The sequence below is a fragment of the Mesorhizobium sp. WSM4849 genome (assembly GCF_055811385.1).
The window spans coordinates 121,408-147,075 of record NZ_JBVVPW010000011.1; the positions used below are offsets into that span (position 1 = coordinate 121,408).

General features: G+C 60.2%; 25 protein-coding genes and 4 pseudogenes. 17 read left to right on the plus strand and 12 right to left on the minus strand.

The window, feature by feature from the left end:
• Window positions 1-258 (minus strand): annotated as a pseudogene (locus tag AC0L3L_RS14530) (DUF1236 domain-containing protein); the annotation flags it as partial.
• A gap of 810 nt (window positions 259-1,068) precedes the next feature.
• Here AC0L3L_RS14530 and AC0L3L_RS14535 point away from each other — a divergent pair.
• Window positions 1,069-1,365, plus strand: coding sequence for a hypothetical protein (locus AC0L3L_RS14535; protein WP_473638090.1), 297 nt, complete (start codon window positions 1,069-1,071; stop codon window positions 1,363-1,365).
• 441 nt (window positions 1,366-1,806) lie between these two features.
• On the plus strand, window positions 1,807-2,109 hold the full coding sequence (locus AC0L3L_RS14540) for a DUF982 domain-containing protein (RefSeq protein WP_473638091.1): 303 nt from the start codon (window positions 1,807-1,809) through the stop codon (window positions 2,107-2,109).
• Window positions 2,110-2,639: 530 nt separating this feature from the next.
• On the opposite strand, the gene AC0L3L_RS14545 is transcribed toward AC0L3L_RS14540, so the two are convergent.
• Window positions 2,640-2,876, minus strand: a complete 237-nt coding sequence (locus AC0L3L_RS14545; RefSeq protein ID WP_192357035.1) for a hypothetical protein — start codon at window positions 2,874-2,876, stop codon at window positions 2,640-2,642.
• A 254-nt stretch (window positions 2,877-3,130) separates the two neighbouring features.
• Between AC0L3L_RS14545 and AC0L3L_RS14550 the strand changes: the two genes are divergently transcribed.
• Together AC0L3L_RS14550 and AC0L3L_RS14555 are read left to right on the plus strand one after the other, a co-directional pair.
• Window positions 3,131-3,436: a hypothetical protein gene (locus AC0L3L_RS14550; RefSeq protein ID WP_473638092.1), complete on the plus strand. Its 306-nt coding sequence runs from the start codon at window positions 3,131-3,133 to the stop codon at window positions 3,434-3,436.
• Between the two features lie 616 nt (window positions 3,437-4,052).
• A complete protein-coding gene (locus AC0L3L_RS14555) occupies window positions 4,053-4,211 on the plus strand; it encodes a hypothetical protein (RefSeq protein WP_473527610.1) in 159 nt (52 codons plus the stop codon).
• Window positions 4,212-4,226: 15 nt separating this feature from the next.
• Here AC0L3L_RS14555 and AC0L3L_RS14560 read toward each other — a convergent pair whose 3' ends face one another.
• Window positions 4,227-4,574, minus strand: coding sequence for a low affinity iron permease family protein (locus AC0L3L_RS14560; protein WP_473638093.1), 348 nt, complete (start codon window positions 4,572-4,574; stop codon window positions 4,227-4,229).
• Window positions 4,575-5,027: 453 nt separating this feature from the next.
• Here AC0L3L_RS14560 and AC0L3L_RS14565 point away from each other — a divergent pair, with 453 nt between their 5' ends.
• The gene (locus tag AC0L3L_RS14565) at window positions 5,028-5,270 is read left to right on the plus strand and encodes a hypothetical protein (RefSeq protein ID WP_258116479.1); all 243 of its coding nucleotides are present in this window, start codon (window positions 5,028-5,030) and stop codon (window positions 5,268-5,270) included.
• 479 nt (window positions 5,271-5,749) lie between these two features.
• On the opposite strand, the gene AC0L3L_RS14570 is transcribed toward AC0L3L_RS14565, so the two are convergent.
• Genes AC0L3L_RS14570 through AC0L3L_RS14585 form a run of 4 tightly spaced genes read right to left on the minus strand, consistent with a single transcriptional unit; the run spans window position 5,750 to window position 7,889 of the window.
• Entirely contained in the window at window positions 5,750-5,923 is a 174-nt protein-coding gene (locus tag AC0L3L_RS14570; protein WP_473638094.1) for a hypothetical protein, read from the minus strand.
• 25 nt (window positions 5,924-5,948) lie between these two features.
• A complete protein-coding gene (locus tag AC0L3L_RS14575) occupies window positions 5,949-7,076 on the minus strand; it encodes a WD40 repeat domain-containing protein (RefSeq protein ID WP_473638095.1) in 1,128 nt (375 codons plus the stop codon).
• Between the two features lie 13 nt (window positions 7,077-7,089).
• Window positions 7,090-7,416, minus strand: coding sequence for a hypothetical protein (locus AC0L3L_RS14580; protein ID WP_473638096.1), 327 nt, complete (start codon window positions 7,414-7,416; stop codon window positions 7,090-7,092).
• Entirely contained in the window at window positions 7,413-7,889 is a 477-nt protein-coding gene (locus AC0L3L_RS14585) for a hypothetical protein (protein ID WP_473638097.1), read from the minus strand. The genes AC0L3L_RS14580 and AC0L3L_RS14585 overlap by 4 nt, the downstream gene beginning before the upstream one ends.
• Window positions 7,890-8,461: 572 nt before the next feature.
• Here AC0L3L_RS14585 and AC0L3L_RS14590 point away from each other — a divergent pair.
• From AC0L3L_RS14590 to AC0L3L_RS14625, 8 genes are all read left to right on the plus strand, one after another.
• Window positions 8,462-10,135 (plus strand): aromatic/alkene/methane monooxygenase hydroxylase/oxygenase subunit alpha, encoded by a 1,674-nt coding sequence (locus AC0L3L_RS14590; RefSeq protein WP_376703428.1) that lies wholly within the window; start codon window positions 8,462-8,464, stop codon window positions 10,133-10,135.
• 52 nt (window positions 10,136-10,187) lie between these two features.
• Window positions 10,188-11,249, plus strand: a complete 1,062-nt coding sequence (locus AC0L3L_RS14595) for a 2Fe-2S iron-sulfur cluster-binding protein (RefSeq protein ID WP_473638098.1) — start codon at window positions 10,188-10,190, stop codon at window positions 11,247-11,249.
• A gap of 50 nt (window positions 11,250-11,299) precedes the next feature.
• Window positions 11,300-12,358: an aromatic/alkene monooxygenase hydroxylase subunit beta gene (locus AC0L3L_RS14600; protein ID WP_473638099.1), complete on the plus strand. Its 1,059-nt coding sequence runs from the start codon at window positions 11,300-11,302 to the stop codon at window positions 12,356-12,358.
• 16 nt (window positions 12,359-12,374) lie between these two features.
• Window positions 12,375-12,746, plus strand: coding sequence for an MmoB/DmpM family protein (locus AC0L3L_RS14605; RefSeq protein WP_006206781.1), 372 nt, complete (start codon window positions 12,375-12,377; stop codon window positions 12,744-12,746).
• Window positions 12,747-12,822: 76 nt separating this feature from the next.
• The gene (locus AC0L3L_RS14610) at window positions 12,823-13,845 is read left to right on the plus strand and encodes an amidohydrolase family protein (protein WP_473638100.1); all 1,023 of its coding nucleotides are present in this window, start codon (window positions 12,823-12,825) and stop codon (window positions 13,843-13,845) included.
• 5 nt (window positions 13,846-13,850) lie between these two features.
• A complete protein-coding gene (locus AC0L3L_RS14615; RefSeq protein ID WP_473638101.1) occupies window positions 13,851-14,648 on the plus strand; it encodes an iron-sulfur cluster assembly protein in 798 nt (265 codons plus the stop codon).
• 76 nt (window positions 14,649-14,724) lie between these two features.
• The gene (gene groEL, locus AC0L3L_RS14620) at window positions 14,725-16,356 is read left to right on the plus strand and encodes a chaperonin GroEL (RefSeq protein WP_473638102.1); all 1,632 of its coding nucleotides are present in this window, start codon (window positions 14,725-14,727) and stop codon (window positions 16,354-16,356) included.
• A gap of 49 nt (window positions 16,357-16,405) precedes the next feature.
• On the plus strand, window positions 16,406-17,449 hold the full coding sequence (locus AC0L3L_RS14625) for an NAD(P)-dependent alcohol dehydrogenase (protein ID WP_473638103.1): 1,044 nt from the start codon (window positions 16,406-16,408) through the stop codon (window positions 17,447-17,449).
• A 195-nt stretch (window positions 17,450-17,644) separates the two neighbouring features.
• Here the strand turns inward: AC0L3L_RS14625 and AC0L3L_RS14630 are convergent, their stop codons facing one another.
• From AC0L3L_RS14630 to AC0L3L_RS14640, 3 genes and pseudogenes are all read right to left on the minus strand, one after another.
• A complete protein-coding gene (locus tag AC0L3L_RS14630) occupies window positions 17,645-19,726 on the minus strand; it encodes a sigma-54-dependent Fis family transcriptional regulator (protein ID WP_473638104.1) in 2,082 nt (693 codons plus the stop codon).
• A gap of 103 nt (window positions 19,727-19,829) precedes the next feature.
• Window positions 19,830-20,303: a hypothetical protein gene (locus AC0L3L_RS14635; RefSeq protein WP_473489256.1), complete on the minus strand. Its 474-nt coding sequence runs from the start codon at window positions 20,301-20,303 to the stop codon at window positions 19,830-19,832.
• A gap of 185 nt (window positions 20,304-20,488) precedes the next feature.
• Window positions 20,489-20,792, minus strand: a pseudogene (locus tag AC0L3L_RS14640) (ribbon-helix-helix domain-containing protein).
• A gap of 234 nt (window positions 20,793-21,026) precedes the next feature.
• On the opposite strand from AC0L3L_RS14640, the pseudogene AC0L3L_RS14645 reads away from it, so the two are divergent.
• Together AC0L3L_RS14645 and AC0L3L_RS14650 are read left to right on the plus strand one after the other, a co-directional pair.
• A pseudogene (locus AC0L3L_RS14645) lies at window positions 21,027-21,350 on the plus strand (VOC family protein); the annotation flags it as partial.
• Window positions 21,351-21,415: 65 nt separating this feature from the next.
• Window positions 21,416-21,766, plus strand: coding sequence for a hypothetical protein (locus AC0L3L_RS14650; RefSeq protein WP_473638105.1), 351 nt, complete (start codon window positions 21,416-21,418; stop codon window positions 21,764-21,766).
• Window positions 21,767-21,852: 86 nt separating this feature from the next.
• Here AC0L3L_RS14650 and AC0L3L_RS14655 read toward each other — a convergent pair whose 3' ends face one another.
• Window positions 21,853-22,107 (minus strand): hypothetical protein, encoded by a 255-nt coding sequence (locus AC0L3L_RS14655; protein WP_473638106.1) that lies wholly within the window; start codon window positions 22,105-22,107, stop codon window positions 21,853-21,855.
• A 151-nt stretch (window positions 22,108-22,258) separates the two neighbouring features.
• Here AC0L3L_RS14655 and AC0L3L_RS14660 point away from each other — a divergent pair, with 151 nt between their 5' ends.
• Window positions 22,259-22,510: a type IV toxin-antitoxin system AbiEi family antitoxin domain-containing protein gene (locus tag AC0L3L_RS14660; RefSeq protein ID WP_473638107.1), complete on the plus strand. Its 252-nt coding sequence runs from the start codon at window positions 22,259-22,261 to the stop codon at window positions 22,508-22,510.
• A gap of 196 nt (window positions 22,511-22,706) precedes the next feature.
• Here the strand turns inward: AC0L3L_RS14660 and AC0L3L_RS14665 are convergent.
• Window positions 22,707-23,907: pseudogene (locus tag AC0L3L_RS14665) on the minus strand (IS256 family transposase).
• A gap of 840 nt (window positions 23,908-24,747) precedes the next feature.
• On the opposite strand from AC0L3L_RS14665, the gene AC0L3L_RS14670 reads away from it, so the two are divergent.
• Window positions 24,748-25,572, plus strand: a complete 825-nt coding sequence (locus tag AC0L3L_RS14670) for an LssY C-terminal domain-containing protein (protein ID WP_473638108.1) — start codon at window positions 24,748-24,750, stop codon at window positions 25,570-25,572.
• Window positions 25,573-25,668: the final 96 nt, after the last annotated feature.

A 25,668-nucleotide genomic window follows, 5' to 3' on the forward strand; every position in this document is an offset into this window, starting at 1 on the left:
CTGCTGCTCGGTGGTTACGCCGGCTTTGCCCTGGGCTTGCTCATCGATCTGCATCTTCGCCTTGCCTTGAGCCTGCTCCTCGGTGGTGACGCCGGCCTTACCTTGGGACTGTTCGCCCATCGTACCTTCCGGGCAACCGGCCGTGCCGGCCGGGCAATCGGCGCCCGACTGGCTTTGGGCCGGCTGCTGTTCCTGAGCGAATGCTGCACCACAGCCAACGCCGATGGCCAGCATACTGGTGATCAGAACTTTTTTCACGAGACATCTCCTTCGAAAAGTCCGTCCCTTCACGGGGAAAACCACCTCTAAAAAGTTTTGTTCCAGGCGAATTGACCGGGCGGAAGCTATCGGAGCCTGTTGGAACAGTCCGCACCCAGGCGCGCCGTACTGAGCCATGGGGCGCGCCGAATAGGGCTCGTGTCTTTGTTCCAGCAGAGGTGCGGGTTCCTTTGTTCGGCCCACGCGACGTCCTGGTAGGGGGTGGAGATTGAAAGATCCGCGCCTCGCTGCTGACAAATCTCTTCCAACCGCCGGTTGGTAGACGCCGGGCAGCCGGCGCGCGTAGGTTTTTCCCGGTCCGCGCGCACCGGGCACATCCCAGCAACCCGTGCTTGGTGACCGCTTGATCGCCCCGTCGCACCTGCAGGTACGGCGGGCTTTTTTTGTCTGTGCTAGAACTTGTTGTAATCAGCACAGCATGTTCTTACGCAGATAATGTAAAATCGAAGGCCAACGCTCCGTCGCAGACGCAGCCTTGGAAAGTCAGAAAACGTGGAAGAATCTATTTGGGAAACCAACAAGATCCGTGCGACGCGCGTTCGGCGGACCGTCGAACACGGAAGGGCGCTGGTTGAGGACCTTCGCTACACACTGGCCCTGTCACAACGCTTGGTGCAGGCGTCGCGTGCGCTGCTGAAGCGGTCAAAGGACCAGGGCGTTGCTACTGAGCCTTGAAACCGAAAGCAGCCGAAAATGGTCGGACCGGGCCATCTTGCCTTAAAAACTGCCGAAAGCTAAAATTACATTAGCAAGTTGGACATAGTTCAAAGCAGAAGACTTGTTCGCGAAATGGACAAGAACACTGGTCGCAGTCTCCCTGAATGGCTTCACAGGCATCTGCCCGATGATCCGGTGATCGCATGGGATATCGCCACCAAGATTTCGACAGAGACCCAGGGCAAAACTGGGCTTGGTCGCAGCGTCATCAGGAAGGGCGATCGAAACGAGAATTTGAACGAGAAACAGGACGAAGCTGACGCCGTCGTCAGCGAGCCATACCCGGTCGCCTTGCTCCTGGTTCTTTCTGTACTCTCGATGGTGGGCGGGGCAGTGTACGCGGTCCTTCGTTGGGAGGAGTTTCTATAGCGGCGAACACAAACCTGCGGTTTTTTTCCGTTGAGGATGGAACACTGTCCTGCGACGAAAGTTTAGTGCCAGCAGCGTAGTATTGTCCCCCATACAAATGCTGCGAGATCGGTGGCCCCGATTAGCCCGCGTCCTCTCCCCGAGGGCGCGGGCTTTCTGCTGTTGTCACGGTCTTTCCGGGCCGCCTATGGTGCCGCCGGGCGGTCTTTGCGAGTGTTCGGTTTTCATCGGGAGCAATGGAGTTCAAAGCGCCCTCGGCTGCAGGTTGCAGCGGTACACAGCGACATTCCGCATGCGGTCTCGGTCCTGCGATGAGTTTTGCTTCAGTTAAGAATTGGTCCTTCCTTGACAGCAAAAAGTGCTCTTCACATATTTTCCCGCAGCCGTCGCTCACGGCTCTCGTGGAAGCTCAAACAATCGTTCAGTTGAATGGAGGTTGTAATGAACGACAGGACTTTCGCCCGGCCTGTTTTCGTCAGGAAACGGGAGTTCACGGTGGAGGAAATCGAATGCTTGGCTGATGCTTTCGAGTTCCTGCAGGAATGGCCGAAGAATCGCAGAGGGCCAATCTTTGACACGGCGCTCCGAGCTTGCCAGCGCGCCTATGATGGCCAAGTCCCCATTTCAGTTGCACGCGAGGCTTTCGCCGGCTTCGCCAGATCGGCCAAGATCCTCGAGGACGTCTCTGCAGCTATACCCTGGATGACGGCACCGAAAACCGGTCGTGGTGGCGTGATGGCGTAACCGATGTAGTTACCCTAAAGCGCGTGGCGTTTGCGACGCGCTTTAGGTTCTTGTTTTTATGCATGTCGTTATCGCAAAACCGCTGCGCACTTTTGCGCGATATGCATTAGCGAAAAGATGGCCAGCGCCGCTGGGAGCGGGGGAGGTGGGGTTGCCTAGATTGGCGCCGGCCAAGCGGCGTTGGGGTTCGCAACGAAGGAAGAAGTTCGCCAGATTGATTATGGCGTGATCGCGGAAGTTGGCCGGGCCTGCCGATAGCGGCGCTCCTCTATGCCTCCGAGGCTTTCTCTTCCGACGTTATTTGCTTCGATGGGCTTTACCTTCAGCACGCTCCCCCCTTGGCGTCGGGAGCGGCTTTGGAAGCGCGCCCAGGAACATGCTGGGCCACGGCCCAAGGACATGCCAAAGCGGCCGGCGACGCAGTGGGTCAAACCAGGAATCAAAGTCCGTGTGAAGTATCTCAGGGGCGAGGACGAACTTCGGCACGCTTCGCTGCAGGATTTCTGGGACGAGGGCTAAAGCGGGACATCTCAGATCCCATACCTCATGGCAATGAAGACCACCGGTGCAAGGATCAGGAAGATCGCCATTACTATAATAACGGCAAGGGCCAGGTTCTCTGCTCGCCTGACAATGGCAGCGACCTCATCGTCGCTCGACGAAATGAGATCAACCACCGAGAAATCTGTTGGGTTAGGAGTTTGATTGTCATTTGCGGGTCGGCTTGCGACCTCATCGACATTCTGTCTGCTCTGGATAAGGGTCACAGTTCTTTCCCCTGTTAGGGTGCCCGCCGATGGGGGACAAACAGCGAGCACCCGGTGAGCCACCGATGAAGGGACTTTGCTCGGCGGCTCAATCCAAATGCATTGGTAAGGTCTTGGTTGCCGGCTCTCAGCCCTCTGTCTATGACGCAACGACTTCAGTCTTACCGCATGTGGGACCATAGCCCTGCGGCGGAACTAAGTACCGCCGGTCCCATTTGCCGACCAGTGATAATTCAGAGATAGGAGAGGTGGCCATGGCTGACGGTCCAACGGTTGTTAACTCAGGCGGAAATGGCGGCGGCACTGCTGTCGCCGTCGTTCTCGCAATTATCGCAATCGTGATCCTGCTGTTGTTCACCGGCGTTATCAACATCCCGGGCGGGGGCGACGGAAAGGACCTCGATGTAAAGATTGAAGCGCCCAAGGTTGATGCACCCACGGTCGAAGCGCCCAAGGTCGAAGCGCCAGCCGCGCCCGCTCCGGCAGAGCCGGCCGCACCTGCCCCAGCCGCACCTGCCCCAGCCGCGCCCGCTCCGGCAGCACCTGCTAACGGCGGCTGAAGGACGCGTTCAGGGGAAAGGTCCGCAACCTACAGCCCCGCTTTGATTTGGTGAGCGATTGTCAGTCGCTTGCGGCCGGCGCCACTTGGGGGGCGTCGGGGTAAATTGCCTGTAGAGCGCCGGCCGGCGGCGATGGGGTCAGCGGGGACGGCCCAGCGGCTTGGTTGCGAGGGGGACTGGCAGCTGGAGGCCGCTGGGCCTGACCAGCGAGCCTTTGGGGTGCTCGCCTGGCTGGCGAATAGATGCGCTCAAGCTAATGGAATTGAAACATGCGAACGAAGTACGTGGCGATAATTCCGCTGTGTAGAAGCCATAAGGGGCCCCGCAATGGGTCAATACATCTGGCACCGCAATTGCATGGTCAGGTGTGGGGGAATGCGGTGGAAGCCCGTCGCTTCGCTAATATAGCGGCGGGTCTTCTACGTACCGGTCGCATCCCAGCCTACGCGCTGCTGTCCGTCTCGCTTTCCTCGTCGATCGACCGCACCGGCAAATAAGCATTGGTGTCAAGCCACTCGCGCAGCACGATCTGAATGAGGTCCGATCGGCCGATTTTATTTCACCAGCAATGGAGTTGAGTGCGCCCTCGGTTGCCTCCAGCTATCGAGATCTCGGTATGGATCGTCGCCAGCAACAAACGGCACGAGTTGAGGATGTGCCGGCGAAGACCTTCGCCGAGTTCAAAGCCGCGTTTGCCAAGGGCCAAAATTTCAACGAGCACATCCGCAATCACTTCCGGTATTATTTGGTTGCGACCGATAACGATGCTGCGTGACCTGCCGATCGGTATTCATCGTGTTCGCTTTGGTGAATCGCCTTGCTGTTCCCACTCGCGTTGGACCTCGATTTCCTCTGGTTCTTTCTTGTCGACCGTCGCGGTCTCGCTGTCGGCCTCACTGGCCGCGCGAAGCAGTTCGTCCAGTTTGGCGTGCAGCGCCTGCGTATCGCGATGCTCGGCGCGCTGGATGAACAGCGTCATCGCCCACGTCGCCAGTGTCGCAACGGCGTGCCAATCGAGGCTATCCCGATCGAAAATTAGCCAGAGGCCGGCATAGGTAAAAAAGATCAGAAATGCCTGCGGGCGCGACGTCAGCGTCCCAATGTGTGTGATAGTGCTTCGGACCTGGTGGTTTGCCATGTGCAAGGCCTCCTATGTATCTCCATAGGATAGCGGCTGGTGGTCCGGGGAGTAGTGGCCAAGATCGCGCATGTCGAAGTCCTGGCCGCATATGGGGCACCCTAAAAATTGCTCTGCGTCGGGCTTGATCGGCCGATCGGACCTCTGCCCGGGCATCCAGTGGCTTCGCCCGGAATGGCGACGCGGACGCGATCCTCGGTGACCCCGCCTTCGCGCCGTGCCCGTTATCACCACCCCGTCACCAATGCCAATTCCCCGCGCCATGCAGAAGATTTTGGAGCGGCAAGCGGCATCGTCAAGCGTTGGCTAATATAGATGAGCCCGCTTCATCCAATCGATGGATGAAGCCCATATGGGCCGGTGCTACTTTGATGCATAGCGCGACCATGGCAAGGCCAGGGACGGCAGCCCGGTTTTGCTGCCCAAGAAGCCCGCTGGCTCTAGGGGCTAAATATGAGCAAGACGACTCTCATTGCTATCGCTATCCTCGCGATCAGCGTCGGCTATGCCGAAGCCGCGGACCGTAAGGTCGAAACCGCGCCCCTCGGGACGTACGCCAATTCGAAGAACCTGCCGGTTTGCACCGCGTCAAGCTCGCTCTTCGAAGTCCTCGGTGACAAGTGTTTTCTCGTCAAGGGTTCGATGATCTATGGCGACATCGCCGAGCTGTCCCAGATAATCACTTTGGGCTGGTAGCCGGAGCAACAACGGCGCTAGACGCCAATCTCCGCAGCCTTACGCCGACACCACTGCTATCGGCCGTGCCGTTGATCGAACTGCTGGAGACCGACAGCGGCACGATTGAGCTGGCCATGAATAGGATCGTCGCCCGCCAGCGAATTCCCCTCATGAAAAGTCTGATCGCGAGATTGATTTGATTTAAAGCCGCTTCTTTGCGCGTGAATCGCAAGAGCTTTCCCAGGGGCGGTGAGGGACGTGGCGATCTTGTCGTCGACATCTGTCGACTGGCCACCCCAACCGATCTTCGTCGGTGTATCCACGATCCGCTGTATGCCGCGCTACTGATCTTTCATGCGCAGCAAAGCGGGTGACGCCCTAGCAATCGACATCCGGACCCAGGCGGCGGAAGCGCCTGGCGATTCAAGAGCGTGTCGCAGTGTTAGTTCCTTCGAACGCCTTGCCGTTCTATGAAGCACCTGCCTGCGATCCGAACCCTAGTTCGTTTTCAAATGGCCGACGCGGTTTTCGGCGATCCAGCGGGCGGCGAGCACCAATGCGCCCATACTGAAATCCTTGCCGTGCTTGGCCACCATTTCTTCCGACAGGTTGGCGAGCCGTTCGAAAAATTCGTCCTTGCTCTCGTCCTCGGGTGTGGGTTCCGTTTGCATCTTTTCCTCCTGTTGCACGCAACCACTATTTGAACATCTGCGCGGGAAAAGTGACGATCGCGGCGGTGCCGTCTACCGAACCTACCGCCAGGTGCCGTCCGTCGCCCGACCAGGCAAGCGCCGCGATCTCACCGCCCAAGGGTCTGACCAGCAGTTCGTCCCGCGCGCCGATCTGGGCTATGGTGATCCGGCCATTGGTATAGCCGGCTGCAATCAGTTTCTTTTCCGGGTGCGCAGCCACCGTTTCGACCGGCACCAGCCCGGCGCGGCCAGTCTCCAACGCGCCGGAGGCATCGCCGTGAAGCGGCGGGGCGGTCATTGACCAGCCGGCGATCCGGAATGCGCCCGATGTGAACAGCGCATTTTCCGGCAGGCTCCAGCATACTGTCCGGACCGGCGATGGAAATCCCTCGACGATGTCAGCTCGGCCATCGGTCATGCTGACCAAAGCAAAGCCTCCGGTTTCGAGCCCGCAGGCCAGCCAGGTGCCGTCGCCACTCCAGCGGATCGACACGGGGCGCGCTGAAAAACTGATATCGCTTATCAAGGTCGCGTCGCCTTCGACAATCCAAATCGATAATCCGTCCTCCAGACCATAAGCGAGGCGCCGTCCACCCGGCGAAAAGGCAAGCGCGTCCGTGGACGGTGCCGCACCATGTCGCAGTCTCAACGCGTCGCCGTGGCCGCGTGACAGGAAGACATCCTGCCCGTTGCTGACGGCGGTCATTGCCGTCTGGGGGCTGTGGTCGATAGCGACGATCGGTCCGTCGATCTTGACCAGCGTCTCCATCACGCTGCCGTCCGCGGTCAGATGCACCGCCTCGCCGGCCGCTGTTCCGACGAGGAAGCTGGACCGAAGGTAGCTGGCGAGCGGGATATCGCCATCTCCTAATGCAGCAGTGGCAATCAATGGCGCTGGTAACTTTTCCCTTGGGCGGATCGTCGTCTGGCCGAGATCGCCGCTCACTCTGATCCGCGACTCCGGCGGCTCCTGGTCCGCGACCGTGGCTATTGCGACCGTTCCATCCACGCACGTGAAGGCGACGGTCGAGCCATCGGCGCTGAAGCGCAGGTCGGCGATCGCCGACGGGCGACGCCAGCTTCGCGCAAGCAGGTCGAACAAGGTCAGGTTCTCTATCGCGTGCTGGTTCATGACCATTCCTTCGTCAGTTACCCACCGTCGCCGCGAGGCTGCGGTCGACGTCCTCGACGTCGGCTTCCGCGGCGACGATGCGCTCCTCGCACGCCGCACATGCGAGCATGATTGCCGCGGCTCTCTCCTCCGCTTCATGCAAGTCCTGCACCAGTTGCGCGCTGCCGCCGCTCCTGCCGATTTCGAGTTCCAGGCGCAGCATATCCATCTCGACACCGGCGCGTTTCTGATTGAGCCGTAGCGCCTCGGCAGTCAGCGCGGAGACGTTGGCAACAAGATCGAGCCGGCGGGCGAGTAGCGCGTCACGCTTGGCAGTTTGCCCATCGGATCTTCCCGTCATTTTTCGCTCCCAGCCATCGGTCCGGGTGGTTTTTCGAAAGCCGACAGCAATTTGGGCAATGTACCGGCCTGCGAATGGAATTGTTTTTCAGCCGTTTCAATGTGGCTTTTGAGCTGGTCCCAGATGTCGACGCGGATCATCGATGTCGTATCGCCGGTGAGGCGTTCGATCTCGTCGACGCGGAACTGGCGCGACAGCGAAACGCCGGAAAACACGAAGTCGCGCAAGAGGATCGCATGGTTCTCGATGAACAGATGGATCATCGGATGGGTTTCCGTGGTGACGCCGCCGGCGGCAAGCTCGGCCCGGATGAAATCCTGGAAGTGGCTCTGGAGGCGATGTTGGCTCTCGCCCATGAAGCGCATGACAAAGACCAGATCGCGGGACATCAGCCTGACAAGATCGCCGGTGACGCCATCGGCCTGGCTGGACATCGGCTCGTGCGGCCCTCGGCTGTCTTTGTTGTTCGGCATGTTCTCTCTCCGGCGCGTCGCCCGTCCATGGGCCATCGCCGTCAAATAGTAGAGAAAGGGTAACAATTGAATAGATAATATTTGTTGTCGGATTTGCTGCACTTGCTAACTAAATATGTTGCAATTGCGAATAGATGCTAAATATTACAGGCGTACGTTACAACTGTAAAAGAACGTTACAGTTGGCTATCAGCTCATATGCCGAAAGAGCGGCGATTTTGTTTTGAGCGCCAGCCATGGGTGCTGTTTTCAAATTGGCACGGCGCTTGCTTTGTACACTTCCATAAGAAGCCCATCGCGCTTTTTGACGCGGTGCCAAAAGAACGAAGGAACGGAGGAAGCAGGGACCAGTCGCGTCCGCTTCGATACGCCCCATCGCAAATGCGATTGGCGCCGGGGATCCCTGCCAGACGCCTCTAGAACCTTTGCCGCGATCCACTTGAACGGCCGAACCATGAGTCGCGCCTGTATGCGCAGCCCTTTGTCGTGCCGTTCGCACTCTCACTTGCGGCGCTGTGCGCCGCTTCATGCCGGGGGTCAAGGAACCTGCGGCTCAAACCTGGTGGAGGCTTATGACCATGACGTCTCTGACGCTCAACAAGATTACCTCGCAACGCGGAATCTCCGTGGGCGAGGCAACCAAGAAGATTGCCGATCTCGGCTGGAATCCTTCCTACGTCCAGGAAGCGATGACGTTTCCGACAGACTATAAGATCAACAAGACGCCGCGAGACCCGATGAAGCAGGTCCTGCGGTCCTATTTCCCCATGCAGGAAGAGAAGGACAACCGCGTATATGGCGCGCTCGATGCGGCGTTGCGCGGTGACATGTTCCGCAACGTCGAGCCGCGGTGGGTCGAATGGATGAAGCTCTTCCTGGCCATCATTCCCTTCCCGGAAATCTCCGCCGCTCGCTCGATGGCGATGGTCGCCCGCATCGCGCCCGGCGAGGAACTCCGGACCGGCTTTACCATGCAGATGATCGACGAGTTCCGTCACTCGACGATCCAGATGAACCTGAAGAAATGGTACATGGAGAACTACATCGATCCGGCCGGCTTCGACATTACGGAGGAAGCCTTCGGAAAATGCTATGCCACGACCATCGGCCGGCAGTTCGCGGAAGGCTTCATCACCGGCGACACGATGACCGCCGCCTGCATGTACCTGACCGTGGTCGCCGAGACCGCCTTCACCAACACGCTGTTCGTCGCCATGCCATCGGAAGCCGCCCGCAATGGTGACTATGCGCTGCCCACCGTCTTCCTGTCGGTGCAGTCCGATGAGAGCCGGCATATCGGCAATGGCCATTCGCTGCTGATGGCGGCGCTCAAGGAGCCGGAAAATCACCTCTTGCTCGAGCGCGACCTTCGCTACGCCTTCTGGCAGAACCACGCGATCGTCGACGCGGCCATCGGCACCTTCATCGAATACGGCACTACCAACCGCGACAAGAACAAGGAGTCCTACGCGGAAATGTGGCACCGCTGGATCTACGAGGACTACTACCGCACCTACATGCTGCCGCTCGAGAAATACGGCATCAAGGTCCATCACGACGACGTCCAAGCGGCCTGGGAACGCATTACCAAGAAGAATTACGTCCACAAGGTCGGACAGTTCTTCGCGGTCGGCTGGCCGGTCAACTTCTGGCGCATCGAAGCCCAGACCGACAAGGACTTCGAGTGGTTCGAGCACAAGTATCCGGGCTGGTACGCCGAATTCGGCGACTTCTGGAAATGGTACGCCAAGCTCAGCCACAAGGGCGAGAAGGTGCTGCTGTTCAACAGCGACGTCGGTTACGTCTATCCGCACCGCTGCTGGTCCTGCCTCGTTCCCTGCCTGATCCGTGAGGATATGGTTGTCGGCGAGATCGACGGCCAGCTGCACACCTTCGCCCACGAACTCGACAAGTGGACTGCCACCGTGGCGTTCGCCGACGAGTATCAGGGCCGGCCGACGCCCGCGATGGGCCGCTTCAGCGGCAAGCGCGAGTGGGAGACGCTCTATGACGGCTGGGATCTGGCCGATGCGATCAAGGACCTGAACTTCGTCCGCTCCGACGGCAAGACGCTCGTCCCGCAGCCGCATATGCGCTTCGACGACAAGGAGATGTGGACGCTGGACGACGTGCGCGGCAACAAGCTCGGGTCGCCGCTCAACGCGCTGCGTGCCATGTCGCCCGCGGATCGTGAGAAGCACCTGGCGGAATACCGGGCCGGCTTCACCATCAATCCCTGCAACTGATCAGGCCAAAGGGGGCGGGTTCGTCCCGCCCCTTGTCTTACTGGAGGTCCGTATGTCGGAAACCCACACGGTCAGGCTCAGCCCGGTCGGCGTCGAATTCGACGTCGAGCATGGCGAAACGGTGCTCAACGCCGCGTTCCGCCAGGGCATCGCGCTGCCGCACGGTTGCAAGGAAGGGCAATGCTCCGCCTGCAAAAGCGTATTGCTCGAAGGCGAAGTCGACATGCTCAAATACTCGACCTTCGCGCTGAACGACATGGAGAAGGAGAGCGGCCACGTCCTTTTGTGCCGCTGTATCGCCTACTCCGATCTGGAAGTCGAGCTTCTCAACTACGACGAGGAGATTTTGGCGAAAGCGATCGCCGTGAAGACGTTCAAGGGCCGGATTGCCCGGATCGAGCACCTGACCCACGACATTCGCGGCATCGAGATCGGACTCGGCTCGCCGATAAAGTTCTGGGCGGGGCAATATGTCGACATCACGGTTACCACGCAAAAAGGGGAGACGATTACGCGCTCGTTCTCCATGGCAAATACGCCGGACCAAACCCAAAAACTCTGCTTCATCATCAAAAAATACCCTGAGGGAAAGTTCTCCGGAGAACTCGATTCCGGAGGCATCAAGGTCGGAGCCGAGGTCACCGTCGTCGGACCTTATGGAACCTGTTTCCGCCGGGACGAACGGCAAGGACCCCTGATCCTGGTCGGGGCCGGATCGGGCATGTCGCCGATCTGGTCGATCCTCAACGACCATCTGAAGAGCGGCGAGAAACGTCCGGTCTATTTCTTCTACGGCGCCCGCACCCGCAACGACCTGTTCTATCTCGACAGGATCGCCGAGCTGATCGGTAACCATTCCGACGTCACCTTCATTCCCGTGCTGTCGCACGCGACTGATGATGCCGAATGGCAAGGCGAGCGCGGTTTCGTGCATCAGAGTGTCGACGCCAAGCTCAAGCAACTGGCGGTCGACGGGCAGGGCGATGTCCATGCCTGTGGCCCGCCGCCGATGATCGATGCGCTTCAGCCGGTTCTGTTCATGAATGGGTTCGAGACGGAGCGGATCTTCTTCGACAAGTTCACCACATCGGCAGGTGCAACGCCGGCCCACTGAGAGGGCGGCCACGCAACTGTAACCACAACTGCAACAAGGGAGTGAAGACTATGCCAGCTACCTCGAGTTCAGTCGGATCCGGAGCCGCCGGCGCGGCGATCTTTGCCGACTCCGACAGCCGGAAGTACCGGTATTTCAACCCGAAGGGCCAGCGTGCCACCCACTACGAGGACATGACGGTCGACGTGCAGCCTGACCCGGAGCGTTACCTGATCCAGGACTGGATCATCTCCTTCGCCGACGGCAAGGGCGCCTACGTCAAGCAGAACACCGCCGCTCAGAGCTCCAACTGGCATGCCTTCCGCGCCCCCGATCAGGAATGGGAGCGCACGCACTACCAGCGCCAGTCGAAGATCGAGACGATGGTGCAGAGCGTCATCAACAATGCCCGCAAGTCCGGCGCGCCCAAGACCTTTGACAAGGCTTGGGTCAAGATCCTGCAGGCGCAGCTCGGCGCGTGGAAGCATGCCGAATTCGGGCTCGGCACCTCGCTGATGCAGGCGCAGCGCTATGGCTACACCCAGATGATCAACAACGCGACGCTGACCAACTCGTCCTACAAGCTGCGGCTTGCGCAGGACATCACTCTCTACCTTGCCGAGATCGGCATGGACCTTCCCGGCTGGGACGACGAGCTCGGCAAGAAGACCTGGCTCCAAGACAACAACTGGCAAGGCACCCGCGAAGCGATCGAAACCATCATGGGCGCGACCGACTACCTCGAACAGTATTTCGCCATCAACATCGTCTTCGAGCCGCTGGTCGGGGAAGCATTCCGCTCCGGCTTCTTGATGCAGATCGCCGCCGCCAACCATGACTTCATCACGCCTGCAGTGATCTCGGCAGCCGAGGCCGACTACGAGCGAAACCTCGCCAACACGATCGACCTCATGCACATGCTCGCCAACGACGAGAAACACGGCGTGGCGAACAAGAAGCTCTTCCAGGGCTGGGTCAAGAAACACGGCGCGCTCGCCGACAAGGCAGCCACCGCCCTGCAGCCGATCTGGTCGATGCCGCATTCCAAGCCGGTCGCGTTCGCGGATGTCCGCGCCAAATCCGAGGAACGGATTGGCCAGATCCTCGGCGAACTCGGCCTCAAGCGCTGACACAGGGAGAGATGTCATGTCACTAGCAGCACGCGACGCAACGCATTCCAACATCTTCAAGGAGATGAAGGACATCACCTTCGAACAGACGATTTCGCATCAGTGCGGCGTCACCATGAATGACTCGGTCGAGGCCAGGGCCATCGCCGAATTCATGGGCCAGAAGCCGGGGGTGACCATCACCTACCAGCCGGCGCTGATCCGCATCGACGGCGATGGCAAGCTGATCTTCAAGATGGACGCGATCGGAGAATATCTCGGCCGCGAGATTTCAGCCGAGACCTTCGAGGTCAACACCTCCACCCACTACGGCCGCATGGTTCGCGTCGACGACAACACCGTGATCCTGTTCGGCAACATGGACGAGATGTTCGAATACATCGAATAGCCGCCAAAAAAATCGGGCGCGCCGCCCTGGTTGCGGCACGCCGAACCGATCAACACCCCATCTCGCGGAGGGAAGAATGTTTAGGACACCGGAAGGCAAGGATATTTTCGTGGTCGATGGCCACACCCATTTCTGGGACGGCAGCCCGGAGAACCAGAAGAATATTCACGGCAAGCAGTTCATCGACTGCTTCTACGCCTATCACACCGGGCTGAGCCCCAAGGATCAGCTGTGGGAGAAGAGCAAGTTCGAGAAGTACAGCGCCGACGATCTCTATCGCGACCTGTTCATCGATGGTCCTGATGATGTGGCGATCGTCCAGTCGACCTATCTCAAGGACTTCTACAAGAACGGCTTCAACACGATCGAGCGCAATGCCGAGGTGGCCAAGCGCTATCCGGAGCGTTTCATCGTCAACGGCGCCTTCGACCCGCGCGACGGCGAGAAGGCGCTCGAGTACATCCACTTCCTCAAGGAGACTTATGACGTCAAGGGCGTGAAGATGTACACGGCCGAATGGAACGGCGCCTCCAAGGGCTGGAAGCTCACCGATCCCGATGCCTACAAATGTTTCGAACTTTGCGACAAGCTCGGCATCAAGAACATCCACGTCCACAAGGGCCCGACGATCATCCCGCTCAGCAAGGACGCCTTCGACGTGCATGACGTCGACTACGCGGCGACGGATTTCCAGGGCCTCAACTGGATCATCGAGCATTGCGGCCTGCCGCGTCTGGACGATTTCTGCTGGATTGCGACGCAGGAAACCAACGTCTATGGCGGCCTGGCCGTAGCGCTGCCTTTCGTCCATTCCCGCCCGCGCTACTTTGGTGAGGTTATCGCCGAACTGCTGTTCTGGATCGGGCCGGAGAAAATCCTGTTCGGTTCCGACTATGCGATCTGGACGCCGCGCTGGCTGGTCGAGAAATTCTGGGCCTACCAGATCCCCGAGGACATCGCCGCTGAACGCGGTGTGCAACTGACCGACGAGATCAAGGAGAAGATCCTCGGCCTCAATGCCGCGCGCCTCTACAACATCGACGTCGAAGCCAAGAAGAAGGCGCTCGCCGGCTCGCCCTTCAGCATCGCGGCGGAGTAGGGGCCATGGCAACCGCCAGCGTTTCCGGCAACCGCGAGAACGAACTCTGGCGGTGCCTTGGTGAGGTTAACGACCCCGAACTCGACGAACCGATTACCGAGATGGGCTTCGTTGAGCGGGCCGCGATGACGAGCGACGGCAGCGTGGAAATAGACTTCCGCCTGCCGACCTACTGGTGCTCGCCCAACTTCGCGTTCCTCATGCTGGACGGCGTCCGCAAGGCGCTCGACCAGCTATCGTGGTCACCAGCCTATCGTGTCAAGCTGCACGATCACATGTTCGCGGAAGAGGTCAATCGTGGCATGGAAGCCGGCAAGACATTCGGCGACATATTCGCCGAGCTTGCCGAGGATCAGGATCTCGGCGCTTTGCGCGAAACCTTCAGGATGAAGGCATTCAAGCGCCGCCAAGAGGCAGTCTTGCGCGGCCTCAGGCAGCACGGTCTGACAGATCGGGAAATCCTCGCCATGGACCTGCCGGCATACGACGTCGCCCGGTTCGACCCGGGCGAGGCGGCCAACCAGAAGCCGAGGTACAGGGCGGCTTTGCTCGAGCGCTACCCCGACCGCCGCGCGGATGACCCTGTCTTCGTGACATGGGAAGGGCAACGCATTCCGCCCGCCGCACTCGGGGCCCATCTCGCCGATCTGCGCGGTGTGCGCGTCAACATGGAGTTCAACGGCGCGCTGTGCCGTGGACTCAAGCAGACGAGATACAAGGAACTGGATGTGGTCGACGGCGAACCGACGCTGGTCGATTTCATCATGGACCGCGTGCCGGCACGAGCCGCGCCGACCGCCTGAAGCAGAGCTGAAACAACGGCCTCCCTCGCACGAGGCCCCTAACCAACAACCCGCCCGTAAGGCGGAAGGAGGAATCATGCCCAAAATAATGCTTCACAATTCCGAGGCCCGCCGTGCTCTGGCCCGTGGCGTCTTTCGGCTGGCCGCTGCCGTCGAGCCGACGCTCGGCCCCAAAGGCATGAACGCCATGATCGACCGGCCGATCGGCACGCCGATGGTGACCCGTGACGGTGTCAGCATCGCCTCCGAGATCGAATTGCACGACCGTTTCGAAAACATGGGCGCGCAAGTGGTCCGCGAGGTCTCGATGCAGACTAATGAGGTCGCTGGCGACGGTACCACGACTGCCATCGTGCTCGCCAACGCTCTCATCCAGGGCGGTGTGGAGGCGAATGAACGCGGTGTGAAATCCGTCGATCTGTGCAAGGGCATAGACCTTGCGGTGGCGGCGGTGGTGGCCGCGCTCAAGGCCTCGGCCAAGCCGGCAAAGGGCAACAGCATCCTGGCTTCGGTCGCCAACATTGCGGCGACCGATACCAAGCTTGGCGCGCTGGTGGCGGAAGCCCATCAGCGCGTGGGAGCCGAAGGTGTCATCACCACGGACTTCAGCGTCACCACCGAGACCACGCTCGATGTGGTCGAGGGCATGTCCTTCGATCGCGGCTATCTCTCGCATCACATGGTGACTGACCAGGAGAAGATGGAGGCGGTTCTCGAACGGCCTTACATTCTGATGACCGATCTCAAGATCAAGGAGCCTGAGGCGCTGGATGCGGCTCGCCGCATTGCCGACGAGGATGGTCGACCGCTGCTGATCGTGTCCGAGGAAATGTCGCCGGAAGTTGTGGTGACGCTACTCGGCAAGCAAGGACCGGGAAAATACCTCGTGGTCCACCCGCCGGAATATGGCCATTGGCGCAAGGCGATGATGGAGGATCTGGCGATCATCACCGGCGGCAAGGTAATCGCGCGCGATCTTGGCGGCCGGCTGGAGAACATCACCGCCGACGATCTCGGACAGGCTGACCGGGTGAAGACCAGTTCGTCCTACACCTCGATCATTTGCGGTGGTGGCGACCATGCGGCAATCGCATCGCGGCGCGCCCAGGTACAGCGGCAGTATGAAGCTTCGCCGCCGAACATCGATCAGGACAAGCTGCGCGAACGCCTGGCCAAGCTTTCTGGCGGTACCGCGATCCTTTATGCCGGCGGTGTCACACCCGTCGAGCAGAAGCGAACCATTCAGCTCATCGAGGATTCGCTGAATGCGGTACGCGCCGCATCCGAAGAGGGCGTGGTCGCCGGCGGCGGCTCGGCGCTTGCCCAGATCGCGCCGCTGCTCGACAAGGTGTCGGCCGGCGTCGACGGCGATGTCGCCGAAGGCGTGCGCCTGGTGCGGTCGGTGCTGTCGCGGCCGCTCTGGCGCATCGCCGCCAATGCCGGCGCCGATCCCGAAGCAGTTGTGGCGGAAGTTACGCGCATCAACGGCGGCTACGGCTACAACGCGTCTGCCGGCAGCTATCAAAACATGTTCGAGGCAGGGATCATCGATCCGGTTCGTGTCACCTACACAGCACTCGCCAATGCGGCTTCGGTGGCCACGCTGATCCTTACCACGGAAACGCTGATTGGCCATCTCGCCGAGGACGAGGATCCGACGGCCGGACCGGCTCGCGGCGGCGGCTCCGAAAAGCTCGGCCGCGCCTAAGCAATCCGAAAGCGATCCGAACAAATCTCGACGTTGAAAGGATACGACGATGAAAGCTGCCAGACTGTACGAATACGATCCGCAAATGAATGTCCAGCTCAGGATCGAAGAGGTCAAGGCGCCGACAATCACCGCCCCCGACGAAGTGATCGTGCGGGTCGGTGCTGCCGGCCTTTGCCGCACCGACCTGCATATCATCGAGGGTGTGTGGAAGCCGACCATGGATCCCGAAGGCACGCTGTTGCCCTACATCATGGGTCACGAGAATGCTGGCTGGGTCGAGGAAGTTGGCAGCGGCGTCAAGTCGGTCACGCGCGGCGACGCCGTGATCTGCCATCCCTTCCGCTCGTGCGGGATCTGCCTCAACTGCCGGCATGGCGAGGACATGTACTGCGACAACGGCCAGTTTCCCGGCCTTGGCATGAATGGCGGCTTCGCCGAATATTTCATCACCAGCGAGCGCTCGCTGATCAAGCTGAACGCCAATGTCACGCCGATCGAAGTGGCGCCCTTGGCTGACGCCGGCATCACCGCCTACCGCGCCGCCAAGCGGGCGGCCAAGCTGCTAAGGCCAGGGAGTTACTGCGTCCTGCTCGGCATAGGCGGGCTCGGCCACATCGCGCTGCAGTCGCTGCATGCGATTTCGGGTTGCCGCATCATCGCCGTTGATCGCGAGCCGGCAGCACGGGTGCTGGCCAAGGATCTCGGCGCGGACTTCGTCCTCGATGGTGGGCCGAACATCGTCGAGGAGGTCAGCCAAATCACCGGCGGCGGCGCCCATGTGGTCATCGATTTCGTCGGTGAACTCGGGGTCGAGAACATCTGCTGGAAGATGGTGCGCAAGGGCGGGCAACTGTTCGTCGTCGGCTATGGCGGCAATATCAATGTGCCGACTGCCCATCTCGTCATCGAGGAGATCAACATCGGCGGTAGCCTGGTCGGCAATTTTACCGAGCTTGTCGAACTGATGGAGCTCAACGCCGACGGCAAGGTGAAGATGCACTACACCGAATACAACCTCGCCAGCATCAACACCGCGCTCGACGATTTCAAGAACCGGCGGTTCGCCGGCCGCGGCGTCATCGTGCCCTGAAACATATGGACCGGACTTCGCGCGGACGGATGCGGCGTCCGGTCAGCACCATCATCCAGAGGGAGAGAAAGGGTCCAAGCGGCATCACCAAGATCGCGGCAGCTGTGGTGATTTCACTGACAATTGGCATGACTTTCCCGACCCTGTGGCGCCGAATGCCGCGGGGCTCATTTGTGCCGGTGAAGGGTTCTGATCCTAGAGGAAACCGCGGCGGATGTCGTATTGCTCTAGCTTGCGGTAGAGCGTTGGCCGGGAGATGCCGAGCCGTCGCGCGACCCGGCTGAGGTTGCCGCCTTCCGCGGCCAAGGCCTTCTTCATCGCCTGGCGTTCGGCTTCGACGAGCGTGCCTCCGTCCTGCGGGGTCGCTGCACTGCTGTTCGATCCGGCTTCCGATCCAGAGCCGGACGCGGTGATCTCCTCTGGAAGGTCGTGAAGCCTGACATCGCCGCCGCGCGTTAGGACATGCAGCCGCCCGATGAGGTTCTTCAGTTCGCGTACATTGCCCGGCCAACCATAGGCGAGCAGGGCCTCGAGTGCTTCGTGCGAGAATTCCAGCGGCTCCTCGCCCGCTGCGGTGGCGATCTGCCGGTTGAAATGTTCGGCCAGCAGCAGCACATCTTCGCCGCGCTCGCGCAGCGGTGGAACGGTGATCGAGACCGCGCCAATTCGATAGTAGAGATCGCGGCGGAAGCGGCCTGCGGCAATTTCCTGCTTGAGATCGCGATTGGTTGAGGCGACCAGGCGTACATCCACCGGGCGACCCCGGCTGTCGCCAATGCGGTGGACCACACGCTCTTCCAGCACACGCAGCAGGAACGGCTGGATCTCAAGGGGCAATTCGCCGATCTCGTCGAGACTGAGGACGCCACCATTGGCGAGCTCGAAAACGCCCGGTTTGCCTTCCCGCGAGGCGCCGGTAAAGGCGCCGGCGACATGGCCGAACAATTCGCTGCCGAACAGGTCTCTGGTGATCGCCCCGCAATTCATCGCAATGAACGGATCGTTTGCCGTGCGCCGGCTGCCGGCATGGACAAGCCGCGCAAACAGCTCCTTCCCGACCCCTGTCTCACCTTCGACCAACAGCGATGGTACGCTGCCCGACCGGGCGACGCGGCAGGCGACGTCGATTGCGGCCTGCAGCGCTTCGCTTTCGCCGACGATCATGGCGACAGCATCCTGAAGATGCTTGTTCACTTCCCGGTGGAGCACCGCCGCGCTGGAGACTGCCGGCACGGAGGGGAACACCAGCGCCGCGCCGCGGAGGTCGCCGTCGAGCTTGAGCGGCGTGATGTGGCAGGATCGCAGATGGGCCGGCAGCGCTCTGGCAAGATCGGCTTCGGAGCCGGAGGACGGAAGGTTCATCAGCCAGCGGCCACGGCCTGGCTCCATCGGGCCGTCCATCATCTCGGTGGTCTCGCCGTCAGGCACATTGTTGCAGAAGATGGCGCGGCCGCGATGGTCGACGATTACCAGCCCGTCTTTTCGGCGGTAGCTGGGAGCCGATGAAATGAAGGCTTCGAGCAGGCGCGTGCGCTGTTCCTGCTGCTGTTCGGCCAATGCCTTTTCGATCTGCCGGGCTGTGGCGGCGACGAGCGCGGTGTTGTGCGGTCTGAAGATCGGCGAATAGCCTGACAGGTCGACGACACCGATGATCTTGCCGTCCAGCGGGTCGCGAATCGGCGCGCCGGCGCAGGTCCAGGATTTGATGCCGGCGCAGAAATGCTCGGCCGCATGCACGAAAGTCGGCTCACCGGTCCACAGCGCCGTACCAATGCCGTTCGTTCCGACGGCATCCTCGTTCCATTTGCCGCCGATGGCGAGGTGGATATCCATGCCGTCATGCAGCGTCTTCTTGTCGCCGATGGCGTCGATCAGCACGCCGTCGCTGTCGGCCAGAACCAGCATCGCGCCGGTCCCGTCCAGCAACTGGCCAAGCGAGGCGAACGACCGCCGCGCCGCCGAAAGCAGTTCTGCATTGGCCCGGGTCAGATATTCGATTGCGTCGCGATCACTGCTCAGTGGCGCTTCAATGCCTTGAGCGTTGATGCCGCCGGTGGCGCTGCGATACCAGGAATCGTGAATGAGGGAGCGGACGTGGCTTGGGTGGACCGGATCGCGGGCACTTTTGGGTTCGTCAGCTAGAAAATTTTCCCAGGCGCGCATGGTGGCACGCTCGTCATAGTCGATGTTGCTCAGAGCCATTTGGCCGGTGGCCAGCGAGGTACGCGCCGGAAGGGCATCGATCTTCATCTGATTGGGGGCTATCTCGCGTTTCATTCAGTCATCACAGAACCTTTGAGGTATGCCATTTCTGTATGCTGTCGCGTTCGTATACTGCCGCGAGTTGGGCGCGAAGAAGGATGTCCGGGCGTGTGCCTGATCAGTTGATGCCGAGTTTCGCGCCGATGTCGAAGGCAAGCTGTTCTTCGGTATAGGTGGCAGCGAGGCGGGATCCGTCCATGTCGGCAAGCGCCTCGGCAACGATTTCGTCAACCGGCGAGAAGAAGCCATTCTGCTTTGTTGCCAGCACGAAGACCTGGTCGCCGCCGCGGTAGCGGATATCGCCGATGTGATGAAGTTGACGGCCGGTGTTCCGATCCTTCGAAATTACGCGGCCGTTCATGGTGACCTGGATGGACGGCTTGGCCTCGGCCACCGATGCCGCGCCGCCACCGACATGGATGATCAGGCCTTCCGCCTTGGGTTGCTGGCGTGGCTTTCGCGAAGCTGAATAGCCGCCGCCGCTGATCTGGTCGGCAAGGCGGACGATGGTCGAGCGGTTCTGCTCGATCAGTCTTTTGACTTGTGCGTCCTCGCGCCGCGGGCCATCCCGCTTGGAGATAATCTCGACCATGAATCCTCCCAGATTCGATCCGCGTCGCCGTCGATACGGCTCATTCTTCTCTTGAAGCGAACCCTACACCGCCTCGGCAAAGTTCGCCATTGATATCACATAGCGCTAAAATTCAGGTCGCTGGTAGCAGGTGGCTGCTACACGGGATTTTCCGGTACTGGGCGCGTTTGAGCAATGCCCGCGGGTCAGGCTGCCTTGCTCTTCAATTCCGCGGCTTCGCAATCGAGTGGTCGCCTGTCGCGCAGGTAGAGCGCGCATGTAGTGCGCGGCATGGAGGCAAAGTTCGGGATATGGCCGTTGATCTCCAGCGCTTCGTCGTAAAGCGTCGATAGGAACTTTGGCGCCGTCATCCCCTGTCCATGGGCGATCTCGTCCAACAGCGTCCAAAAGTGGCCTCGAGCTGGATGCTCGTCGAATGGCCACCTATTCGAACTGAGCGATTGACTAGCCGATACCCCTCCGGACCTGCCCGGCAAAGACCTTACATATGCGAAGTCCTCCCGTTTGATATGCTCTCGGCGAAAGCGGCTTCTGCGCCCATTCGACGGGATGATACCATCTAAAGCGCATTTTCCGAACCATTTGCAATGACTGCAATCGGGCTTTGGTGCGTAACCAGCCTTACGCCAATTTCTCGACGTGGTAACCGGCTGCCACCCCTTTTTGCAGCCAATGGGCCACGGTCGCCGGTATTTCGGAGACGACCGCAAACTGGAGGCTCCTTTGGCGAAAGCAATTCATTCGATGATCCAGGTGGTAGAAGAGAACCAGTCGGTGAGTTTCTACAAAAGCGCATTCGGACTCGATGTTGCGGACCGGTTGGATTTCGACACGTTCACATTGGACTATCTGCAATGCGGAAGCCGATTTCGAGCTTGAATTGACGATCAACAAGGGCAGGGGTGAGCCCTACGCGCTTGGCGACGGCTATGGCCACATGGCTCTTTGCGTTGATGATCTCGAGGCAGAACACGAGCGCTTGGCGGTAGCAGGTTTCAATCCGCGGAAATTGTCGAGTTCAATCATCAAGGCGCGTTGCTTGCGCGTTTAGCGGCAAGCGGCATCGTCAAGCGTTGGCTAATATAGATGAGCCCGCTTCATCCAATCGATGGATGAAGCCCATCAAGGGCCGGTGCTACTTTGATGCATGGCGCGACTTACCCCTGCGCCACCTATGGCAAGGCCAAGGGCAAGAAGCCCGCTGGCTCTACGGGCTAAATATGAGCAAGACGACTCTCATTGCTATCGCTATCCTCGCGATCAGCGTCGGCTATGCCGAAGCCGCGGACCGTAAGGTCGAAACCGCGCCCCTCGGGACGTACGCCAATTCGAAGAACCTGCCGGTTTGCAGCGCGTCAAGCTCACTCTTGGAAGTCCTCGGTGACAAGTGTTTTCTCGTCAAGGGTTCGATGATCTATGGCGACATCGCCGAGCTTTCCCAGATAATCACTTTGGGCTGGTAGCCGGAGCAACAACGGCGCTAGACGCTAATCTTCCGCAGCCTTACGCCGACACCACACTGCTATCGGCCGTGCCGTTGATCGAACTGCTAGAGACCGACAGCGGCACGATTGAGCTGGCCATGAATAGGATCGTCGCCCGCCAGCGAATTCCCCATCATGAAAAAGTCTGACGCGAGATTGATTTGGTTTAAAGCCGCTTCCTTGCGCGTGAATCGCAAGAGTTTTCCCAGGGGCGGTGGGGACGCGGCGATCTTGTCGTCGACATCTGCGACTTCTCCTGACTCAGCATCTGCAGCCCGGTATGTAGCCCAGCGGTGAGCATCCGCCAATTGGCGTACCATGCATCGATGCATCGATAACTAAGTGCTTGGAAATGTTGGCTCCCCGGGCTGAACGAAACTGCGAACTACGAACTGCCGATCCCTCGAAACTACGCCACAGCCCACTATCAAGATTCGGAAGCGCGACCGCGAGCGCGCTGAGCGCACCCGATTGGCCGGCGGGCCGAAGCCATCCCTCAGAGAACGCGCTGTCGCACTCGCCCGCGAAAATGGCGCAGTACGAACGTGCGACCTAAATGACATTGGAATTCCCCGCTGTTATCTGGCCCGCATGTGCGACGAGGGTCTGCTTATAAGGTCGGCTACGGCATTTATCGAGCCACCGAACAAGCGGCGGTATGATCCGATCTTGGCCAATCCCCGGAGAATGGCAATGTCTGCAGCGGTTCGATCGCGCGAATAGAGGCTATTGCGGGAAATCGGCGACACGGCGCTGAAAATCCATGTTGAATAAAATGATGCGGCGGGTTCTGGGCATCCGTTTCATCCAGCACCGGAGTGTTATTTCACGACCCACACACCCAACAGGGGATCGCGTCCCAGGGAGTGGTGTAGCTGACGGCTTGGTCGCCGCGCTCTCCGGCATGGGGCCGGGCTGATCAGCGTGCCACGGCTGGCAGGCTGATGAGCGGATCATCGCTCATTTGGCTGATGGTTTCCAGCGTCATGTATCTGGCGCGCTGCACGGCCCATTCGTCGTTCTGTTCGAGCAAGATCGCGCCAACCAGGCGGACGATGGCGTCATCATTTGGGAAGATGCCGATGACCTCGGTGCGCCGCTTGATCTCGCCCGTTGAGGCGCTCGATCGGGTTGGTCGAGTGCAGCTTGGCACGATGTTCCTTCGGGAAGGTCATGTAGGCGAGCACGTCGGGCTCGGCGTCGTCCATGATGGTGGCGAGCTTGGGCACCTTCGGCCGGATCTGGTCGGCGACGGCGCGCCATTGCGTGCTTGCGGCCTCGGCCGTCTCCTGGGCGAAGGCGGTGGCGATGAAAGCCGAGACGACGCGGCGCCCGCTCTTGCCGGCATGCGCCAGCACGTTCCTCATGAAATGGACCCGGCAGCGCTGCCATGTCGCGCACAGCACCTTGGTGATGGCCGCCTTGATGCCTTCATGGGCATCGGAGACGACGAGCTTGACGCCGCGCAGGCCGCGCCGGGTCAGCTTGCGCAAGAACTCCGTCCAGATCGGCTCGGCCTCAGACGTGCCGACCTCCATGCCCAGCACCTCGCGCCGGCCGTCCGCGTTGACGCCGACCGCGATGATGACGGCGACCGAGACGATGCGGCCGCCGCGACGCACCTTCAGGTAGGTGGCGTCGATCCACAGGTATGGCCAGTCGCCCTCGATCGGCCGGTCGAGGAAGGCCTTCACCTTGCCGTCGATCTCCTCGCACAACCGGCTGACCTGGCTCTTGGAGATGCCGCTCATGCCCATCGCCTTGACCAGGTCGTCGACCGAGCGCGTCGAGATACCCTGGACGTAGGCCTCCTGGATGACGGCGGTCAGCGCCTTCTCGGCCATGCGCCGCGGCTCCAGGAAGCTCGGGAAGTAAGAGCCCTTCCTGAGCTTGGGGATGCGCAGTTCGACGGTGCCGGCCCGCGTCTCCCAGTCGCGCTCGCGGTAGCCGTTGCGCTGGACAACCCGCAGCGGGTTCTTCTCGCCATGGGGCGCGCCGGTGGCGGCGCCAACCTCCAGCTCCATCAGCCGCTCGGCGGCAAAGCCGATCATCTCGCGCAGGATATCGGCGTCGGGGGTCTTCTCTACGAGCGTGCGCAGGTTCATCATGTCGTTGGTCATCGGTGGTTCCTTCGAATCAGGTTGTGTCAGCAACCCAACCCTACCGAAGAACATCGATGACCGCCGCTACGCCGCTCGCTCGCTACAGCGCTGTTGAGGGCGCGCTCGCGAGCGGCTTCGCTATCGCCGAGCTACACCACCTGTAAGGACGCGACCCAACAGGGTGCAGCGTATGTGTCGAGAGGCCTCGCCGAGTTCCTTTACGCGGGTTGCCATTGCCCCCAACCAGGCGACTGGTGCCTTCGTGGCGCAGATCGTGGAAATACAAATCATCGATATTCATTCCCGGAAGGCGCGTCGGAATGCGGTTCCAGATGATTTGCCATTATAGGGAAGGATGGACCTTCGTCCGCAGTGGCCAAACGCTGTTCTTCGATTATGTTCCTGCCAAACCTGATGACTTGCTCGCGATCGAGGTCGGCCAGGCTCGCCTCCAACATGAAGCGGATGATCAACATCTTCGGCGTCAAACGACTCATGCAGATCATTGCCGCCTAATCAGAACCAGCCACCGGCCCGCATCCAAAACCTGCCTGCGAACCCGTCGTCCCGAACGATGTGCGCGCAGCCGCGTTTTCACACGGTCTCGGTCGAAGCGGTCATTCGCCAACGTCTGTTTCGCGCCCAAAAAATGCCTTCCACCGACGTTTGCATACGAATGGACCGGCCGCGCGGTTCGGGACCAACAAGACCTTTGCCGATAGCACTTCCCCAAAGAGCAATATCGTGACGACGAAACGTGAGGTAGAAATGGCCTGACGGCGGCTATGCTCAATCGGCAGAATCCGGGAACCGCGAAGTCGACGCCGAGGTTGTTGGCGCCATACGGGACAATGAATTTTGAGGACACTTACGCGGTTATTCCAGAGATTTCTCATCATCTGTCTGGGAGTAGTCAGCGTTTGGCTCATAGTCTTTATCGTTTTCGATACTGCGGACCACAGACTTCCATGGGTCCTAGCCGTAGGTCTTACCTACGGGCTTGCTGCCTATGTCATTTTGCCAAACGTAGTCCGAATGGGCCTTAAGGTTCTGCACCGGAGACTCATTCCTAGATACTCAATCACCGGAGACGGCTTGCCCGGCGATCCAGTAAATCTAGTCCTGATCGGGACCCGTCAACAACTCTGCGATGCATTTGCAGCAGCGGGCTGGTCAACGGCTGATCGTTTGGGGGTTGCAAGCTCGTGGTGGATGGTACGAGCGTTCCTGCTCAACTCTTCGTATCCCACTGCCCCATTCAGCACGCTCTATCTCTTTGGACGAAGGCAGGACATAGGTTTTCAACAGCCCATCAACGACAGTCCGCGCAAGCGCCATCATATCCGCTTCTGGGCGCTGAGCCTCTCCCACTCGAGCGACGATATCACGGCAGCAAGCTTCTGGCTGAATACGGATAGACCGCCGACCGATCAGCGTGTCCTGTGGGTCGGGGCGGGCACCAGAGATACCGGATTATCGCTAACCAGGCTGACGCTCCAAGTGACACACGCTACCGATTCAGACACGAATGCTGAACGAGACTACATAGTCACCCAGCTGAAGACGAAGCGGGTGATCGGGGAGGTCGTATTGCACCAGTCCGGTTCACGTCTGCAGACCGGAAAGGTCAACCATTACATTACCGATGGTGAGATCGCCTTCGCCAGCTTGATAGAGAATTGACAAAGGAAAATCTAACCGTCGCCCCTCCATTGGATCCGAGGACACGTGCGCCGAGATCAACAAGTGGCCGACAGTTGAGCTCGAAACGGGATGTGG

What these genes read in the sequence shown, in the direction of transcription:
- AC0L3L_RS14630 (WP_473638104.1), bottom strand. Translation starts at nt 19,726, where the DNA reads ATGAAACGCGAGATAGCCCCCAATCAGATGAAGATCGATGCCCTTCCG.
- AC0L3L_RS14625 (WP_473638103.1), top strand. Translation starts at nt 16,406, where the DNA reads ATGAAAGCTGCCAGACTGTACGAATACGATCCGCAAATGAATGTCCAG.
- AC0L3L_RS14585 (WP_473638097.1), bottom strand. Translation starts at nt 7,889, where the DNA reads ATGCCGAACAACAAAGACAGCCGAGGGCCGCACGAGCCGATGTCCAGC.
- AC0L3L_RS14615 (WP_473638101.1), top strand. Translation starts at nt 13,851, where the DNA reads ATGGCAACCGCCAGCGTTTCCGGCAACCGCGAGAACGAACTCTGGCGG.
- AC0L3L_RS14595 (WP_473638098.1), top strand. Translation starts at nt 10,188, where the DNA reads ATGTCGGAAACCCACACGGTCAGGCTCAGCCCGGTCGGCGTCGAATTC.
- groEL (WP_473638102.1), top strand. Translation starts at nt 14,725, where the DNA reads ATGCCCAAAATAATGCTTCACAATTCCGAGGCCCGCCGTGCTCTGGCC.
- AC0L3L_RS14565 (WP_258116479.1), top strand. Translation starts at nt 5,028, where the DNA reads ATGAGCAAGACGACTCTCATTGCTATCGCTATCCTCGCGATCAGCGTC.
- AC0L3L_RS14575 (WP_473638095.1), bottom strand. Translation starts at nt 7,076, where the DNA reads ATGAACCAGCACGCGATAGAGAACCTGACCTTGTTCGACCTGCTTGCG.
- AC0L3L_RS14590 (WP_376703428.1), top strand. Translation starts at nt 8,462, where the DNA reads ATGACCATGACGTCTCTGACGCTCAACAAGATTACCTCGCAACGCGGA.
- AC0L3L_RS14550 (WP_473638092.1), top strand. Translation starts at nt 3,131, where the DNA reads ATGGCTGACGGTCCAACGGTTGTTAACTCAGGCGGAAATGGCGGCGGC.
- AC0L3L_RS14580 (WP_473638096.1), bottom strand. Translation starts at nt 7,416, where the DNA reads ATGACGGGAAGATCCGATGGGCAAACTGCCAAGCGTGACGCGCTACTC.
- AC0L3L_RS14555 (WP_473527610.1), top strand. Translation starts at nt 4,053, where the DNA reads ATGGATCGTCGCCAGCAACAAACGGCACGAGTTGAGGATGTGCCGGCG.
- AC0L3L_RS14610 (WP_473638100.1), top strand. Translation starts at nt 12,823, where the DNA reads ATGTTTAGGACACCGGAAGGCAAGGATATTTTCGTGGTCGATGGCCAC.
- AC0L3L_RS14605 (WP_006206781.1), top strand. Translation starts at nt 12,375, where the DNA reads ATGTCACTAGCAGCACGCGACGCAACGCATTCCAACATCTTCAAGGAG.
- AC0L3L_RS14535 (WP_473638090.1), top strand. Translation starts at nt 1,069, where the DNA reads ATGGACAAGAACACTGGTCGCAGTCTCCCTGAATGGCTTCACAGGCAT.
- AC0L3L_RS14570 (WP_473638094.1), bottom strand. Translation starts at nt 5,923, where the DNA reads ATGCAAACGGAACCCACACCCGAGGACGAGAGCAAGGACGAATTTTTC.
- AC0L3L_RS14635 (WP_473489256.1), bottom strand. Translation starts at nt 20,303, where the DNA reads ATGGTCGAGATTATCTCCAAGCGGGATGGCCCGCGGCGCGAGGACGCA.
- AC0L3L_RS14540 (WP_473638091.1), top strand. Translation starts at nt 1,807, where the DNA reads ATGAACGACAGGACTTTCGCCCGGCCTGTTTTCGTCAGGAAACGGGAG.
- AC0L3L_RS14650 (WP_473638105.1), top strand. Translation starts at nt 21,416, where the DNA reads ATGAAGCCCATCAAGGGCCGGTGCTACTTTGATGCATGGCGCGACTTA.
- AC0L3L_RS14560 (WP_473638093.1), bottom strand. Translation starts at nt 4,574, where the DNA reads ATGGCAAACCACCAGGTCCGAAGCACTATCACACACATTGGGACGCTG.
- AC0L3L_RS14600 (WP_473638099.1), top strand. Translation starts at nt 11,300, where the DNA reads ATGCCAGCTACCTCGAGTTCAGTCGGATCCGGAGCCGCCGGCGCGGCG.
- AC0L3L_RS14655 (WP_473638106.1), bottom strand. Translation starts at nt 22,107, where the DNA reads ATGGTACGCCAATTGGCGGATGCTCACCGCTGGGCTACATACCGGGCT.